Annotated in this window: 13 protein-coding genes; 8 read left to right on the top strand and 5 right to left on the bottom strand. The window is 60.7% G+C overall.

Annotated features, from left to right (window positions below):
* The 3 genes from AC13Q5_RS27555 to AC13Q5_RS27565 all read left to right on the top strand — a co-directional run bounded on the left by AC13Q5_RS27555 (position 1) and on the right by AC13Q5_RS27565 (position 4,367).
* On the top strand, positions 1 to 1,629 hold the full coding sequence (locus AC13Q5_RS27555) for an alpha-D-glucose phosphate-specific phosphoglucomutase (protein ID WP_075851655.1): 1,629 nt from the start codon (positions 1 to 3) through the stop codon (positions 1,627 to 1,629).
* Between the two features lie 214 nt (positions 1,630 to 1,843).
* Entirely contained in the window at positions 1,844 to 3,811 is a 1,968-nt protein-coding gene (gene glgX, locus AC13Q5_RS27560) for a glycogen debranching protein GlgX (protein WP_488503848.1), read from the top strand.
* Between the two features lie 67 nt (positions 3,812 to 3,878).
* Complete coding sequence (locus tag AC13Q5_RS27565) at positions 3,879 to 4,367, top strand: MaoC family dehydratase (protein ID WP_488503849.1); 489 nt, start codon at positions 3,879 to 3,881, stop codon at positions 4,365 to 4,367.
* A 489-nt stretch (positions 4,368 to 4,856) separates the two neighbouring features.
* On the opposite strand, the gene AC13Q5_RS27570 is transcribed toward AC13Q5_RS27565, so the two are convergent.
* Genes AC13Q5_RS27570 through AC13Q5_RS27590 form a run of 5 tightly spaced genes read right to left on the bottom strand, consistent with a single transcriptional unit; the run spans position 4,857 to position 10,444 of the window.
* Positions 4,857 to 5,405 carry a sarcosine oxidase subunit gamma gene (locus tag AC13Q5_RS27570; RefSeq protein WP_488503850.1) on the bottom strand — a complete coding sequence of 183 codons (549 nt, stop codon included), beginning with the start codon at positions 5,403 to 5,405 and terminating at the stop codon, positions 4,857 to 4,859.
* The gene (locus AC13Q5_RS27575) at positions 5,398 to 8,394 is read right to left on the bottom strand and encodes a sarcosine oxidase subunit alpha (protein WP_488503851.1); all 2,997 of its coding nucleotides are present in this window, start codon (positions 8,392 to 8,394) and stop codon (positions 5,398 to 5,400) included. Before AC13Q5_RS27575 ends, AC13Q5_RS27570 begins: the two co-directional genes overlap by 8 nt.
* A complete protein-coding gene (locus AC13Q5_RS27580; RefSeq protein WP_488503852.1) occupies positions 8,391 to 8,756 on the bottom strand; it encodes a sarcosine oxidase subunit delta in 366 nt (121 codons plus the stop codon). The genes AC13Q5_RS27575 and AC13Q5_RS27580 overlap by 4 nt, the downstream gene beginning before the upstream one ends.
* Before the next feature lie 15 nt (positions 8,757 to 8,771).
* Positions 8,772 to 9,191, bottom strand: coding sequence for a hypothetical protein (locus tag AC13Q5_RS27585; protein WP_488503853.1), 420 nt, complete (start codon positions 9,189 to 9,191; stop codon positions 8,772 to 8,774).
* A complete protein-coding gene (locus AC13Q5_RS27590; protein ID WP_488503854.1) occupies positions 9,191 to 10,444 on the bottom strand; it encodes a sarcosine oxidase subunit beta family protein in 1,254 nt (417 codons plus the stop codon). Before AC13Q5_RS27590 ends, AC13Q5_RS27585 begins: the two co-directional genes overlap by 1 nt.
* Positions 10,445 to 10,635: 191 nt before the next feature.
* On the opposite strand from AC13Q5_RS27590, the gene AC13Q5_RS27595 reads away from it, so the two are divergent.
* The 5 genes from AC13Q5_RS27595 to AC13Q5_RS27615 all read left to right on the top strand — a co-directional run bounded on the left by AC13Q5_RS27595 (position 10,636) and on the right by AC13Q5_RS27615 (position 15,656).
* A complete protein-coding gene (locus AC13Q5_RS27595; protein ID WP_488503855.1) occupies positions 10,636 to 10,911 on the top strand; it encodes a hypothetical protein in 276 nt (91 codons plus the stop codon).
* Between the two features lie 323 nt (positions 10,912 to 11,234).
* A complete protein-coding gene (gene rpsU / locus AC13Q5_RS27600; RefSeq protein ID WP_004117638.1) occupies positions 11,235 to 11,447 on the top strand; it encodes a 30S ribosomal protein S21 in 213 nt (70 codons plus the stop codon).
* Between the two features lie 138 nt (positions 11,448 to 11,585).
* Complete coding sequence (locus tag AC13Q5_RS27605) at positions 11,586 to 12,461, top strand: tetratricopeptide repeat protein (RefSeq protein WP_075851665.1); 876 nt, start codon at positions 11,586 to 11,588, stop codon at positions 12,459 to 12,461.
* A 216-nt stretch (positions 12,462 to 12,677) separates the two neighbouring features.
* On the top strand, positions 12,678 to 13,748 hold the full coding sequence (locus AC13Q5_RS27610) for an NAD(P)/FAD-dependent oxidoreductase (RefSeq protein ID WP_488503856.1): 1,071 nt from the start codon (positions 12,678 to 12,680) through the stop codon (positions 13,746 to 13,748).
* Between the two features lie 252 nt (positions 13,749 to 14,000).
* Positions 14,001 to 15,656 carry a sensor histidine kinase gene (locus tag AC13Q5_RS27615; protein WP_075851667.1) on the top strand — a complete coding sequence of 552 codons (1,656 nt, stop codon included), beginning with the start codon at positions 14,001 to 14,003 and terminating at the stop codon, positions 15,654 to 15,656.
* Positions 15,657 to 15,660: the final 4 nt, after the last annotated feature.

Consider the following 15,660-nt stretch of genomic DNA (forward strand, 5'->3'; position numbering starts at 1 on the left):
ATGATTAAAACTGTACCGACTACCCCCTACGCGGATCAGAAACCCGGCACTTCGGGCCTGCGAAAGAAGGTTCCCGTATTCCAGCAGCCGAACTACGCGGAAAACTTCATCCAGTCGATTTTTGATTCGCTCGAAGGCTATCAGGGCAAGTGCCTGGTCATCGGCGGCGACGGCCGCTACTACAATCGCGAAGTCATCCAGAAGGCCATCAAGATGGCCGCCGCAAACGGCTTCGGCAAGGTGATGGTCGGCAAGGGCGGCATCCTCTCGACGCCCGCAGCCTCCAACATCATCCGCAAGTACAAGGCGTTTGGCGGCATCATCCTGTCGGCCAGCCACAATCCCGGCGGCCCGACGGAAGATTTTGGTATCAAGTACAACATCGGCAATGGCGGCCCCGCGCCTGAAAAGATCACCGACGCCATCTACGAGCGCTCCAAGGTGATCGACAGCTACAAGATTGCCGACTTCCCAGACATCAACCTCGACCGCATCGCTCGCGAGGACGTGGGCGGCATGATCGTCTCGGTTATCGATCCGGTCGAAGACTATGCGGCCCTCATGGAAGAGCTGTTCGATTTCGGCGCGATTCGCAATCTGATCAGTCTTGGCTTCCGCCTCAACTTCGATGCGATGAGCGCCGTCACCGGCCCCTACGCCAAGGAAATCTTCGAAATCCGCCTCGGCGCGCCGGACGGATCGGTGCGCAATTTCCTGCCGCTGCCGGATTTCGGCGGTCATCACCCCGACCCGAACCTCGTCTATTGCAAAGAGCTCTACGACGACATGATGAGCGAGGATGCGCCCGACTTCGGTGCGGCATCGGACGGCGATGGAGACCGTAATCTCATCATCGGCAAGGGCATCTACGTCACCCCGTCCGATAGCCTGGCAATCCTTGCTGCCAACGCCAATCTTGCTCCCGGCTATTCACACGGCATCGCCGGCATTGCCCGTTCGATGCCGACCAGCGGTGCCGCCGACCGCGTTGCCGAGAAGCGCGGCGTCGGTATCTATGAGACGCCGACCGGCTGGAAATTCTTCGGCAACCTGCTCGATGCCGGCATGGCGACGATCTGCGGCGAGGAAAGCTCCGGCACCGGCTCCAACCATGTTCGCGAGAAGGACGGGCTCTGGGCCGTGTTGCTCTGGCTCAATATCCTTGCCGTTCGCGGCGAAAGCGTCATCGATATCGTGACGCAGCATTGGGCCACTTATGGCCGCAACTATTATTCCCGCCACGATTATGAAGGCGTCGACACCGATGCCGCCAATGGTCTGATTACGGCGCTGCGCGAAAAGCTGCCGACGCTGCCGGGCACGAAGATCGGCGACCTCACCGTTTCCGCCGCCGACGACTTCGCTTATCACGATCCGGTCGACAAGTCGGTCAGCCAGCATCAGGGCATCCGCATCCTGTTCGAGGGCGGTTCCCGCGTCGTCTTCCGCCTCTCCGGCACCGGCACGACGGGCGCGACGCTGCGCGTTTATATCGAGCGCTACGAGGCCGATCCAACCCGTCACAATATCGAGACCCAGGAAGCGCTGGCCGATCTCATCGTGGCAGCCCAGGAGATCGCCGATATCAAGGGCCGCACTGGCCGCGATACGCCGACGGTTATCACCTGAGTTTTGGTTTTTAAGCCCCTTCGCCCCGCAAATGCGGGGAGAAGGTGGCCAGGAGCGGCTGAACGAAGTAAAGCGGCGACTGGTCGGATGAGGGGCCTTATCGAAATTCACCGCGACTGCACAATCTGCCGAACGCACCGCCCCTCACCCTAGCCCTCTCTCCGCACGCGGGCAGAGGGAGCGATCTTTAGATATCCAGCCAGAAAGCCCGAGCATGTCCGAACCGACAATCCGCTCCCTTGGCGCCACCCTCACCGATCACGGCGTTGAATTTGCCGTTTGGTCCAGGAATGCCGAGAGGATCGAATTGTGCGTGTTCGATGCGGAGGGCAAGAAGGAAATCGTGCGGCTGCCGCTTGCTCGCGATGGCGACGAGCATCGTCTTTTCGTTGAGAATGCCAGGGAAGGCATGCGCTACGGCTTGCGCGCCTATGGCCCGTACGATCCCGACCAAGGCTTATGGTTCGATCCGTCGAAGCTGCTGGTCGACCCCTATGCCAAGGAGATAGATCGACCGTTCGAATACGACGCGCGCCTTGGAACGTTCGGGGAAGACACGCGGGACCTGATGCCGAAGGCGATCGTCTCGCGCGACGTCGCCATCAAGCCGGCCAAGCCGTTGTTTCAGCCCGGGGGTCTGATCTACGAGATCGCCGTCAAGCCGTTCACCATGCTGCATCCGGATGTACCGGAAAAACAGCGCGGCACGGTGGGCGCCCTTGCCCATCCCGCCATCATTGCCCATCTCAAGCGCCTGCAGATCGACGCCATTGAGCTCATGCCGATCACCGCATGGATCGACGAACGGCACCTGCCGCCGCTAGGCCTCACCAATGGCTGGGGCTACAATCCCGTCGGTTTCATGGCGCTCGATCCTCGTCTCGTGCCCGGCGGCATGAAGGAGTTGCGCGACACGGTCGCTGCCCTTCACGCCGAAGGCATTGCCGTCATCCTGGACCTCGTCTTCAATCACACCGGCGAGAGCGACCGTCAGGGACCCACACTGTCCCTGCGCGGCCTCGACAACCCCACTTACTTCCGTCACCTGCCGGATCAGCCCGGCACGCTGGTCAACGACACGGGCACGGGCAACACGGTCGCCTGCGATCAGCCGGCGACGCGCAAGCTGATCGTCGACAGCCTTAGCCACTTCGTCCGCTATGCCGGCATCGACGGCTTCCGCTTCGATCTCGCCACCGTGATCGGCCGCAACGGCAAGGGTTTCGATCCCGACAGCATGACGCTGCGCACCATGCTGGCGGATGACGTCCTCAGGGATCGGATCATGATCGCCGAGCCCTGGGACATCGGTCCCGGCGGCTATCAGCTTGGACGTTTTCCGACGCCGTTTCTCGAGTGGAACGACCGCGCCCGCGACGATCTGCGCCGCTTCTGGCGCGGCGATGCCGGCGTCGGCGATCTGGCAACGATCCTTGCCGGCTCCTCCACCACCTTCGGCCGCGACGGCCGCACGCAGACGCGCAGCGTCAATTTCCTTGCCGCCCATGACGGTTTCACGCTGATGGACCTCGTTTCCTACGAGAACAAGCACAACGAGGCCAATGGCGAGAACAATCGCGACGGCCATAACGAAAACTTCTCCTGGAACAACGGCATCGAAGGCCGAACGGACGATCCGTCGATCCAACACAAACGCCGCACCGATATCGAAGCCATGCTGTCGACGCTCTTTGCGACGCGCAGCACGATCATGCTCACGGCGGGCGACGAAGGCGGCCGCAGCCAGCAGGGCAACAACAACGCCTATTGCCAGGATAATGCCATCACCTGGATGGACTGGAAGTCGCTGGACGAGGAACTGATCGGCCATACCGCCTGGCTTGCCGGGCTGCGCCGCCGCTTCTCCGCCTTCGGCCAGATGGATTTCTTCCGCGGCGATGGCGATGTGCTGTGGTTCTCCGCTGCCGGAACACCGATGGCGGTATCGGATTGGGAAACGCCGAAAGCGAGCCTGCTCGGCATGGCAATCCGGACCGAGGATCGCGCCACCGGCCGATCGACGCGGCTCACGATGGTATTCAACCGCGCCTCGGACGAACGCTCCATCGCCTTGCCGGTCTCCGAAAACGGCTGGTCCCTGCTGACAACGGCGGGCGAAACGCCAGCCGGGGAGCAGATCGCCATTCCCGCCCGCTCCGTCGCCTTCCTTCTCGAAAACTGATCGCGGTTGCACTTTCCGTCCCGATTCGCCAGAAAGGATTCTGACGACACAGACCGACGAGGATGGAATGCCCGGCGATATCTCGCTTGTTGAGATCATGAAACTTGTGGGAACCGAGATTGGCGTTTCCGACTGGATCACTGTCGACCAGACGATGATCGACACCTTTGCCGATGCGACGCTCGATCATCAGTTCATCCACGTCGATCCCGAGCGGGCCAAGGCGGAAACGCCCTATGGCGGCACCATTGCTCACGGCTTCCTGACGCTCTCCCTGCTCTCGGCGATGAACTACAGCGGCCTGCCGAAGATCCGCGAGCAGACCATGGGTATCAACTACGGCTTCGAAAAGATCCGCTTCATGTCGCCGGTCAAGTGCGGCGCGCGGGTGCGCGGACACTTCACACTCGCCGAAACCCGGCTGCGCGGCGCCAACATGCTAATGCTGACCTATGACGTGACGGTCGAAATCGAAGACGAACGCAAGCCAGCGCTGACGGCGACATGGACGACCATATCGCAGTTCGATCCGAAGGATCGGCCGGAAGGGGCTTAAAGTTTTTTTGGATCGCGAGACTTTTTTCTGAAAGACAGAATGGCAAACGCGATCGCTGCGAGCGAAATGTAGACTATATAAAAACCTAAATCCGGCTTTCCATACAGAAAACTCAGAGAATATTCCTTTTGAAGAATCCACTCTATTGTTCGTAAGGCCACCTGCGCTAAACTCCACCATAAGGCAAAGCGGCATATATATTCTATAGTGAAATATTCACTTCGCACGGAAGGTTGTGAGCCTCCTGACTGAGTCCCAATTCCAGTCCATGACTTGGAATCGACTTCAAGGCTTTTTCTATCAGAGCCCATGGTATGGCCTTTTTATCGCGCATTAAAATGCGCTGATTGAAGGCGAGTGTTGCGAGCTCACCTTTACAACCAATATGCGACCGAAATTGACGACAAACAAGATCTATTGCCATCAACTCTCGGCGTCATGCATCGAGCCAATCTTTACCTAAGCTTTACTCGCAGAAGCCTCCCGAGTCTAAAGGCCCGCATCCTCCGCGCCCTCGGCCAGAAGACCGAAGGCGTAGCCGGAGAAGGAGCGCCAGACTTCGACGCGGAATGTCTCCTCGTCGAGCCGCAAGATCACTACTTCCGCCTTGCCAAGCAGCGTGCGCGAGCAGGCGCCGACGGGGAATGCGCTTAGCGAAACGTCCTGCGGGCAGCCGGCGGCAAGCGTCGCTTCAGCACCGGGGCCGGAGACGATGATTGCCGTGTTGCGATGCGAGACATCCGTCGCCGAATGCAACACGCCGGACGATCCAGCCACGCCGACCAGCTCGGCACCGTTTTCATCGATGACGAGCCATTCGTCCGGCCCGAGCCAGAGGGCATGACGACCATTATTGCTGGCCGAGGTCTTCGGCCGGGTCGACAGCTGAAGCCCAAGCGCCTGCGAAAGACCGTCGACGGAATCGGCAGGCGCGCGCAGCGAAATGCGGCTCGCAGGGGCTGCCGGCGTCAACCGGACGGTCGAGGAGCCGCCATGGCGGCCAGTGAGCGGCAGTCTGCGGGTAGCGAGATCAGCCATTGATCCGGCCTCCTTCCTTGTCAAAGAACACCAGATCCGTCACCTCGACGGCAATTGTCTTGTCAGGCATCGGCACATAAAGCGTCTTGCCCATGCGCTCGCGTCCGCCGGCAACCAGCGCAAAGGCGATGGAGCGGCCGAGATTTTCGGACCAGTAGGAAGAGGTGACATGGCCGAGCATGGTCATCGGCTTCTGCTCGTTCGGATCGGCGACGATCTGCGCGCCCTCTTCCAGCACCACCTTTGGATCGCGGGTCACGAGACCGACGAGCTGCTTGCGCCCTTCCTTGACGAGATCCGGCCGCTTCAGGCCGCGGATGCCGACGAAATCAGTCTTCTTCTTGGAAACGGCCCAGGCAAGGCCGGCATCCTCAGGCGTGACAGTGCCGTCGGTATCCTGGCCGACGATGATGTAGCCCTTCTCGGCGCGCAGCACGTGCATGGTCTCGGTACCGTAGGCGCAAGCGCCCAGCGGCTCGGCCCGCGCCCAGACGGCTTCCCACACGGACTGGCCGTAATCAGCCGGCACGTTGATTTCATAGCCGACTTCACCGGTGAAGGACACGCGGAACAGCCGCGCCGGCACGCCGCAGACCTTGCACTCGGCCACGCTCATATGCGGGAAGGCCTCGTTGGACAGGTCCTGCCCCTCGACAAGCGGCTCGATGATCTCACGCGCCTTCGGCCCTTGCACGGCGATGACGGCCCATTGCTCGGTGGTCGATGTCAGCCACACCTTCAGATGCGGGAACTCGGTCTGCAGATAATCTTCCATATGATGCAGGACGCGCGGCGCACCGCCTGTTGTCGTCGTCACATGGAAGCGATCGTCGGCAAGGCGTCCGACGACGCCGTCGTCGTAAACGAAGCCGTCCTCACGGGTCATGATGCCGTAGCGGCAGCGGCCAGGTTTCAGCGTATCCCAGGCATTGGTATAGATCAGGTTCAGGAACTCGGCCGCGTCAGGACCGACCACCTCGATCTTGCCGAGCGTCGAGGCATCGAACACGCCTGCCACTTCGCGCGCCGTACGGCACTCGCGGTTGACGGCCTGATGCATGGTCTCGCCGGCGCGCGGATAGAACCACGCACGCTTCCAGTTGCCGACATCTTCGAAGATCGCGCCGTGCGCCTCTTCCCAGGCATGCATCGGCGTCTTGCGGGCGGGATCGAAAAGGAACCCGCGCGAATGGCTGATCAGCGTGCCGTAGGTAACGGGCGTATAGGGCGCGCGGAAGGTGGTGAGACCAACCTGCGGAATATCCTTGCCGAGCATTTCGGCGGCGATCGCCAGCCCGTGCATGTTGGAAAGCTTGCCCTGATCGGACGCCATGCCGTTGGTGGTGAAGCGCTTGATATGCTCGATGGAGTGCATGCCCTCGCGCACGGCAAGGCGGATATCCTTGGCGCAGACATCATGCTGGAAATCGACGAAAGCCTTGGCATTCGTGTCCGGTCCAGCACCTTCGGCAGCGCCAATCATGCCGCCGGTCCATTCGAAGGCCTGCTCGGCGTGAAGCTGGATCTTTTCGCCGCCATTGGTGGCGCCGGTGGCGCGAGCCATCAGCTCGCCGGCGGCAAGTGATTCCTCGATCGCGGCCTGCAGGCCATCCGTGCCGTTGCAGGCACCGACCGAAAGGCAATCCTGAACATAGGTGCCTGGCAAGAAGCGCTGCTTCTCGGCATCGAATTTCAGCTTGCCGCGCGATTGCGAGAAGAGATGGACGGACGGCGTCCAGCCGGCAGACACCAGCAGCGCATCGATGGCGATCTTGCGCTTGGCGGAGCTGCCGTTGCGCGCCACGGTCATGGAGGAAACGCGAAGCTTGCCGGCCGTGTCTATGACGGCGTAATCGGTCATCACCTCGATGCCGAGCCGTTTTGCCTCTGCCAGAACTGCCTCGCCGGGACGCGCACGGCTATCAACGATGGCAGCAACCGAAACCCCGGCACGCTTCAGATCGAAAGCGGCTTCATAGGCCGAATCATGCGCCGTGTAGACGCCGATCTTCGCGCCGACTGTGACGCCGTAATGGTTGAGATAGGCGCGTGCGGCCGAGGCGAGCATGATGCCCGGACGGTCGTTGTTTGGAAATACCATGTGGCGTTCGATAGCGCCCGTCGCGAGGATGGCGCGCTTGGCGCGGACCTGCCACAGGCGTTCGCGCGGCAGATCGCGGCCCGGCTTCGCCAGATGGTCGGTCACGCGCTCGGCAAGGCCGAAGAAATTGTGGTTGTAATAGCCAAAGGCCGTCGTGCGGGTCAGCACCTCCACATTCGGCATCGCCTTGAGCTTGGCAACGATAGCCTGCGCCCAGTCATAGCCCTCGACGCCATCGATCCTGGTGCCGGTATCGAAGCGCAGCGCACCGCCGACCTCCGGCTGCTCGTCGCAGAGAATGACCTTGGCGCCGGTTTCGGCAGCAGCGAGTGCCGCGGAAAGACCGGCAACACCGGCGCCGACGACGAGGACGTCACAATGGGCATAGCGGCTGGCGTAGTGATCCGGATCCTCTTCCGTCGGCGCGACACCCAGGCCGGCGGCACGACGGATGAAGGGCTCATAGATGTGCTTCCAGGCCGACTTCGGCCACATGAAGGTCTTGTAGTAGAAGCCGGCCGCAAAGAAGGGCGACATGAGATTGTTGACACCGCCGATATCGAAGGCAAGCGACGGCCAGCGGTTCTGCGACTGCGCCTTCATGCCATCGAAGACTTCCTGCACGCTGGCGCGCACGTTCGGCTGCCTGCGCGCCGCATCGCGGGAGATATCGAGCAGCGCATTCGGCTCTTCGGCGCCCGCGGACAGGATGCCGCGCGGACGATGATACTTGAAGGAACGGCCGACGAGATGGACGCCGTTGGCAAGCAGTGCCGAGGCGACGCTGTCGCCCTCCAGCGCGGTATAACTCTTGCCGTCAAAAGTGAAGCGAGCGGTTCTGGCCGGCGTCAGACGTCCCTTGCCCGCGATACGATTGGCGCCGCTCATTCAGCAAATCCCTCTGTTTGTGCCGTCTGTTCTTGTTCATTCTGTTGCTGCGCCGCCGGCTCGGAGGCACCCGGCCGCAGCGTCGCCGGATCCGGCCTCGGCTCGCCGGCCTTGTAGGTGCGGTAGAAATGATCGCTCACCGTGTCGCGCGCCGCATTGAAGAAGCGGCCGCAACCATGAATGTGCCGCCAGCGCTCGAAGATCAGACCCTTCGGATTGTCACGCAGGAAGAAATATTCCTCGAACTCCTCATCCGAGATCCCGGCAATATTGGCCGGCCGCACAATATGCGCGTCGCCGGCGTTGCGGAATTCGAGTTCCGAGCGCTCTTCCTCGCAATAGGGGCAGTAAATCAAAAGCATCGTTTTCTACCTGTGTTAAAGCTCGGAGCCTGTAAGGCTTGTGCCGGGAGGCTGTGCGCAAAGCCGCCGTCCCATGGTGACGAAAGGGGTTATGCGCTTCAGCAGCGCCTCCAGCGATCCATAGGGTTTCAGCACGTTGGTCATCCCTATATTGACCAGGCTCATGCCGAAGAGATCCGTATCGAGCACGAAGGCCCTGGTTGCCTCAGGTTTCTGGTCGGGCACGAAATAAACCGCCGGCTTGTTCAGCACCTTGGCGCAGGCAAGCACGCCGCTTTCTGCCACGAAGGGCCAATCGACCTCATCCTTCGCCTTGTGGATCACCTGCATACGAAAATCCTTGACCCCCGGAACGAGATCGTTGACTGCGGTCACGATCGTTCCTGCCGGCAGTGAAAGCCCCGCGGCAAGAAAGATCCCGACCGCCGCCGGCATCAGTGCGCCACGGCGGCGGCTGCCGCCTCATCGATCAGACGGCCGGTGCGGAAGCGATCCAGATTAAGTCCGGCGTTGAACTTATGCGGCTCGTCGCGGGCAATCAGATGCGCAAAGAGATTGGCCGAACCCGGTGTCGCCTTGAAGCCGCCCGTGCCCCAGCCGCAATTGACATAGAGCCCCGGAACCGGCGTCTTCGACTGGATCGCCGAACGATCCGGCGTGTTGTCGACGATGCCGCCCCAGGAGCGCATCATCTTCACGCGGCGGAACATCGGGAAGAGCTCGCAGATCGCATCCAGCGTGTGGGTGATGATCTGCAATCCGCCGGTCTGGCTATAGGAGTTGTACTGGTCGGTGCCGGCGCCGATGACGAGTTCGCCCTTGTCGGACTGCGAGATATAGGCATGCACCGTGTTCGACATGACGACGCAAGGGAAGATCGGCTTCAGCGGTTCCGAGACCAGCGCCTGCAGCGGGCTCGATTGCAGCGGTACGCGCACGCCGGCCATCTGCATGACGACGGTGGTGTGACCTGCTGCGGAAACGCCGACCTTCTTGGCGCCGATGAAGCCCTTGCTCGTGTCGACACCCGTCACGCGGCCATCCAGGCCGCGGCGAATGCCGGTCACTTCGCAATTCTGGATGATGTGCACGCCGCGATCGGAAGCCGCGCGGGCAAAGCCCCAGGCGACCGCATCGTGGCGCGCCGTACCGCCGCGACGCTGCAGGGCAGCGCCGTTGATCGGATAGCGCGCCGTCTTCGAAATATCGAGCGGCGGACAATAGGCCTTGGCCTGCTCCGGCGTCAGCCATTCGTTGTCGATGCCGTAGAGACGGTTGGCGTGGATATGCCGCTTGAAGGACTGCTGGTCATGCACATTGTGCGACAGCATCATCACGCCGCGCGGCGAATACATGACATTGTAATTGAGATCCTGAGACAGCCCCTCCCAGAGCTTCATCGAATGCTCGTAGATGTGCATGCTCTCTTCATAGAGATAGTTCGAGCGGATGATGGTGGTGTTGCGGCCGGTATTGCCGCCGCCGAGCCAGCCCTTTTCGATGACGGCGACGTTGGTGATGCCGTGCTCCTTGGCGAGATAGTAGGCCGCACCCAGGCCGTGACCGCCGGCGCCAACAATGATGACGTCATACTCCTTGCGCGGCTCCGGCGAAGTCCACTGAGCCTCCCAGCCCTTGTGAGCCCGCATCGCTTCCCGTGCCACGGCAAAAACCGAGTATTTACGCATTCGCCCTCAACTCCTTCAGGCAAGACGCCCTTCTTGTGGGTCATACAAATCGCAAATCAAAAACCGACACAACGGCTCTTTTGCGACGCATTCAGGACCGTCTTTCGACACGGTTAAAATTGCCGAGCGGCCGAGCCGCCTGCTCACGAATGCTAGCAGATCTATTTGCGCTGCAGATGGCAGACCTTCACATGCCCACCATTGCCATCCTTACGCCAGACGCATCCCTCTTTCCGCGGCTTTCCATTGTAAAGATAGATTCTCGCACGATGTTTGCTGTCGTAGGTCTGATTGGAAAAATCATGACCACCGATGCGCACATTCTTGCCGAGTCGCACTTCGCCGGCCGCGGCAGGCGCAAGCGTCGCAGTGAGAACCACAAGACCAAGCGCAAACCCTGCAAACAATATCCCAACGGCAACAAAGCAACGCGATTTCATAAGGCGATTCCCCCTGGCTTCGGATAACTGCTCGAATCGCACAATCCTCGTGACACCCGAAATGACGGTGATCCGAAATACTCACACAAGCATGTCAATGTCGCAAAGATCGGCGTCCGCCAATCGCCTATTCAACAGCTTCCGTGAAGACCAAAGACATCATTGGCTGAATTCGGTACTCGACAACTAGCTTTTTCCCCCGCAAACTCACGATCTGGCTAGACTTTGACAAACCGATCTGCTATCTCGCCTAACCAATCGCAAGGCTGCGGCTGCGCGAACGTTATATTTTTGCCTCCTGGCGCTGCCGTCGCCGCTGGCATCAACCAAACCAAAGGAACGTGATTCTCGTGCAGGTACTTGTCCGCGATAACAATGTCGACCAGGCTCTCCGCGCTCTCAAGAAGAAGATGCAGCGCGAAGGTATTTTCCGCGAAATGAAGATGCGCGACTACTACGAAAAGCCGTCGCAGAAGCGTGCTCGCGAGAAGGCTGAAGCTGTTCGTCGCGTTCGCAAGCTTGCTCGCAAGCGCGCTCAGCGCGAAGGCCTTGTTGCCAAGTAATCGCCGTTTTTTCGACGTTTTCAGATGCATGTGTGGCGGGGGCGAGTCGTTCGCCGCCGCCTTTTTGATTTATTCTCTACGCAAATCGGATTAAATCAGAACAGCCTGATATGACGCATGGGGAAAGCGAACCCGATAATGGCAATGACGACTTCCGTAAAGTTCCGCACTTCGAACCTCTCCTTACTCGTTTCGAAGCGCGCCGCGGCCCTGCCTGCCTTGGCGATACTTGCCGCAATCAGCCTTTCCGGCTGCCAGACCGCCTCCACCGACAACGTGATCCAGATCGACAAGGCGCAAGGCTCCTCAGAGAACATCGCCTCGCTGACATCGGTCATCAATGCCAATCCGCAGGATCCGGAAGGCTACAATGTGCGCGGCACGGCCTATGGCCGCGGCGGCGATTTCAACCGCGCGCTTGCCGACTTCAATCAGGCGATCCAGCTCAATCCGAAGTTCTATCAGGCCTATGCCAACCGCGCGCTCATCTACCGCAACATGGGCAAGCTGCCGGAAGCAGTGGCAGACTACAACGCCTCGCTGCAGATCAATGGCAACTACGATGTCGCCTATATCGGCCGCGGCAACCTCTATCGCCAGTCCGGGCGCGATAACGACGCCTTCAACGACTATTCCAAGGCCATCAGCCTGGGCACGACGGATGGGCGCGCCTATAACGGCCGCGGCGTGATCTTCCAGAAGCGCAATCAGCAGGACAAGGCAATCGACGATTTCTCCAAGGCGATCTCGCTCTCGCCGAATTCGCCGGAGCCTTACAACAGCCGCGGCATTTCCTATCTTGCGCAGAACGACGACGACAACGCCTTTGCCGATTTCAACCATGCCATCGATCTGAATAACAAGGTCGCCGAATCCTGGGCGAACCAGGCGTTCGTCTACGAGCGCAAGGGCGACAAGGTGAAAGCGCGCCGTTCCTATCAGCACGCCGTCAATCTCGATCCCAACTACCAGCCCGCCAGGGATGGCCTGGCGCGTGTCGGTGCCGGCTCCTGATATAGGCGCGTAGCGAAACAAGACATTCAGCCGCCGGCAGTCCCTGCCTGGCGGCTTTTCTTTGCCTAGGCAAAACCTAAAGCGCATCGCGATCCTGCAAATTCGCTTCTTGAGCTTTAGCTCTTTGATTTTGTGCATGTCGTTATCGCAAAACCACTGCACACTTTCGCGCGACATGCTGTAGTCTCGGCTCACCCGTTCAAGCGAGACCAAGACATGCCCTCCCCGCAAAAAGTCATCGTCGTCGGCGCCGGAATCATCGGTGCCTCCATCGCCTGGCATCTCGGTCGCAAGGGCGCATCCGTGACGGTGGTCGCTCAGCAGACCGGCGGCGTTGCGACCCCGAACTCCTTCGCCTGGATCAATGCGAGCTGGGGCAATCCGGAATTCTATTTCCAGATCCGTCATCGCTCGATGGCTGAATGGTCGAGGCTTCAAGGCGATCTGCCTCTCATTCCCTTGTCCTGGTGCGGCAGCCTGTGCTGGGACCTGCCCGAGGCAAAGCTCGATGCCTATGCCGCTCAGCACCATGGCTGGGGCTATGGCATACAGCCGGTCAACCGGGCAACGAGCGCGATGATCGAACCAGGCCTCGCCAATCCGCCGGATTATGCCCTGCATGTCGCCGAGGAAGGCGCTGTCGAACCTGTTGCGGCGGCCGAGCTGCTGCTGGAAGACGCCCGCCGTCAGGGAGCAATCCTGTCATCCGGCGTCGAGGTCAAAGGCCTGCTCAGAGAGGGCGAGCGGATTATTGGCATCGAAACGAGCGAAGGGCCGATGCGCGCCGATCATGTCGTTCTGGCCGCCGGCGCGGGCACGCCGGCACTTGCGGCCTCGGCGGATATTCTCGTGCCACTGGAAACACCTCCGGGACTCATCGTCCATTCCCGCCCGGTGCAGAAAATGTTGAACGGTCTGGTGATGGCGCCGGAGCTGCATTTGCGCCAAACGGCGGAGGGGCGAATCATCGCCGGCGGCGATTTCGGCGGCACCGATCCCGGCAGCGATCCACAAGCGGCAGCCGACGATCTTTTCGCCAGAGTCAAAGCGACTTTGAAAGGTGGCGAGGCGCTGGAGCTTGATTTCCATACCATCGGCTATCGCCCGACGCCGAGAGACGGCCTTCCGATTCTGGGTCGTGTCGGTGCGGCACCTGGCCTCTACCTAGCAGTTCTCCACTCCGGCGTCACGCTGGCGCCGCTCGTCGGCCTGCTCGCTGCACAGGAGATCGTCGATGGTAGAGAAGCTCACAAGCTTGCTCCCTTCCGTCTCTCACGCTTTGCCTAGCTTGAACACAAGGCTTGTCAGCGCAACTTCAGGGATGCATTGCCACAGTCGTAAATACCCGAGATCGCTTACGATTTCGCAATAATGACTTTTCAGATGTTGCAACGAAAATTACCGAGCCCTAACATGGCGCTTCAGGAGCATGTAGCTCGGATCTGGGCACGGGGGCGCTTGGCATGATGACCAATACCATTCTCTTCGCGTTTGCCAGCGCGTCGAACCCTCATGGAGGCACGATCGGTTGATCGCCCCATGAGGAAGCCGCATTTTCCGAAAGCGTCGATTGGTGCCTATCTGATCGCCATAGCCTTGGCGATTGCCTTGCCTATTCTCGCCTTCGTCGCGCTGCTTCTGGTCCAACTCGAGGATAATGAACGCGATGCTCTGAAGGGCGATACGGTTCAGGATGCACAGGCGCTCTCGCGCGTCATCGATCGCCAATTGCAGGACATGGCGACGACGTTGCGGCTCCTGTCTTCCTCGCCGGAGCTTGAGCGAAACGACATCGCCACCTTCTTCGCCCGCACGGAAACGGTCCTGCGCACCGATTCGCTTTTCGTGCTGCTTATGGAAAAGGATGGCCAGCTCCGGCTGAATACCCGCTGGCCGCTTGGCAAGCCACTCGGCAAGACCGGCAACATCGCCGCGCTGCAATCGGCGCTGGACTCCGGCCGCATCGAGGCATCCGATGTCTTCATCGGCTCGACTGCCCGCCGCTGGGTGTATAACGTCACCCTGCCCCTCGAACATTCGCCTGCGGGCGCCGCTTTGGCGGTCACTCAGGATGCCGACGAGCTCGCCAAACTCGTGACGACGGAAGCCCTGCCGCCTGGCTGGTCCGCCGCCGTTCTGGACAAATCCGGCCATGTCGTTGCCGCCGGTGGCCCGACCACCCTCGCCCCGGGCGACCCATTCAATAAGAACATTCTGCCGAAGCTGATTGCCTCCAGCGGCGTCTATCAGGATGACAAGGTCCTGCCGAACGCGGTGCTCGGTTATGCGCAAATCTCAGGCTGGTCCTGGAAGGCCGTCGTCTGGGGTCCGATCGCCTCTGCACAGGCCTCGCTGATGAGCACCTGGCGCTTTCTGATCTATGGCGGTGTGACGCTGTTGCTGATTGCGCTGATTGCCGTCTATGCCCTGGCACGTCAGGTGCGCACCACCATACAGGACATTGCCGACATGGCGGACCGCATGGGCCGCGGCGAGATCGTGGCGCCGATCGACACCAGCGTTATCGAGGCAAACCAGGTGGCCGTTGCGCTTTCCAACGCATCCTTCGACCGCAGTGTCACGGAGGACCGGCTGCATTTCGTCATGCACGAACTCGTCCACCGCACCAAGAATCTGCTGGCACTCGCCCAGGCAATGACGCGTCAGCTCGCACGGCAGACGGACAGTGTCGATACGTTCCAGCGCGCCGTCGCCGACCGGCTGGAGGGCCTGGCGCGCTCAATCGAGGTGTTGACCAGCGAACAATGGTCCGGCGTGTCGCTGCGCCGCGTGATCGACATCCATCTCGCGACTTTCCTACAAGGACCTCAGCAACTCGACGTTCTTGGCAATGACTTTCTGCTGAAGCCGGAGGCAGTGCAGAATCTCGGGCTGGTCCTGCATGAGCTTGCCACCAATTCGGTGAAATATGGCGCGCTTTCCGCGCCGGAGGGCAAGATCACGATCGAATGGACGAACGAAGTTGGTGAAACCGGCACCATGATCCGCTTCGTCTGGACCGAAAGTGGCGGTCCGCCGGTCAAACCGCCGAGCGATACCGGCTTCGGCACCACCGTCACGAAAACCCATGCCGCGGCATCCTTCAGCGGCCACGTCGAGGTCAGTTTCCGTCCGGCTGGCCTCGTCTGGATACTGACAGCACCACGCAACATGATGGAGCGTCAAAGGAGTTGAGCGC

Source organism: Martinezella sp. CNPSo 3964, from assembly GCF_057784375.1.

Bases quoted from the DNA above. Each gene is read 5' to 3' on its own strand.
- AC13Q5_RS27555 (WP_075851655.1), top strand. From the start codon at position 1: ATGATTAAAACTGTACCGACTACCCCCTACGCGGATCAGAAACCCGGC.
- glgX (WP_488503848.1), top strand. From the start codon at position 1,844: ATGTCCGAACCGACAATCCGCTCCCTTGGCGCCACCCTCACCGATCAC.
- AC13Q5_RS27565 (WP_488503849.1), top strand. From the start codon at position 3,879: ATGCCCGGCGATATCTCGCTTGTTGAGATCATGAAACTTGTGGGAACC.
- AC13Q5_RS27570 (WP_488503850.1), bottom strand. From the start codon at position 5,405: ATGGCTGATCTCGCTACCCGCAGACTGCCGCTCACTGGCCGCCATGGC.
- AC13Q5_RS27575 (WP_488503851.1), bottom strand. From the start codon at position 8,394: ATGAGCGGCGCCAATCGTATCGCGGGCAAGGGACGTCTGACGCCGGCC.
- AC13Q5_RS27580 (WP_488503852.1), bottom strand. From the start codon at position 8,756: ATGCTTTTGATTTACTGCCCCTATTGCGAGGAAGAGCGCTCGGAACTC.
- AC13Q5_RS27585 (WP_488503853.1), bottom strand. From the start codon at position 9,191: ATGCCGGCGGCGGTCGGGATCTTTCTTGCCGCGGGGCTTTCACTGCCG.
- AC13Q5_RS27590 (WP_488503854.1), bottom strand. From the start codon at position 10,444: ATGCGTAAATACTCGGTTTTTGCCGTGGCACGGGAAGCGATGCGGGCT.
- AC13Q5_RS27595 (WP_488503855.1), top strand. From the start codon at position 10,636: ATGCCCACCATTGCCATCCTTACGCCAGACGCATCCCTCTTTCCGCGG.
- AC13Q5_RS27605 (WP_075851665.1), top strand. From the start codon at position 11,586: ATGGCAATGACGACTTCCGTAAAGTTCCGCACTTCGAACCTCTCCTTA.
- AC13Q5_RS27610 (WP_488503856.1), top strand. From the start codon at position 12,678: ATGCCCTCCCCGCAAAAAGTCATCGTCGTCGGCGCCGGAATCATCGGT.
- AC13Q5_RS27615 (WP_075851667.1), top strand. From the start codon at position 14,001: ATGAGGAAGCCGCATTTTCCGAAAGCGTCGATTGGTGCCTATCTGATC.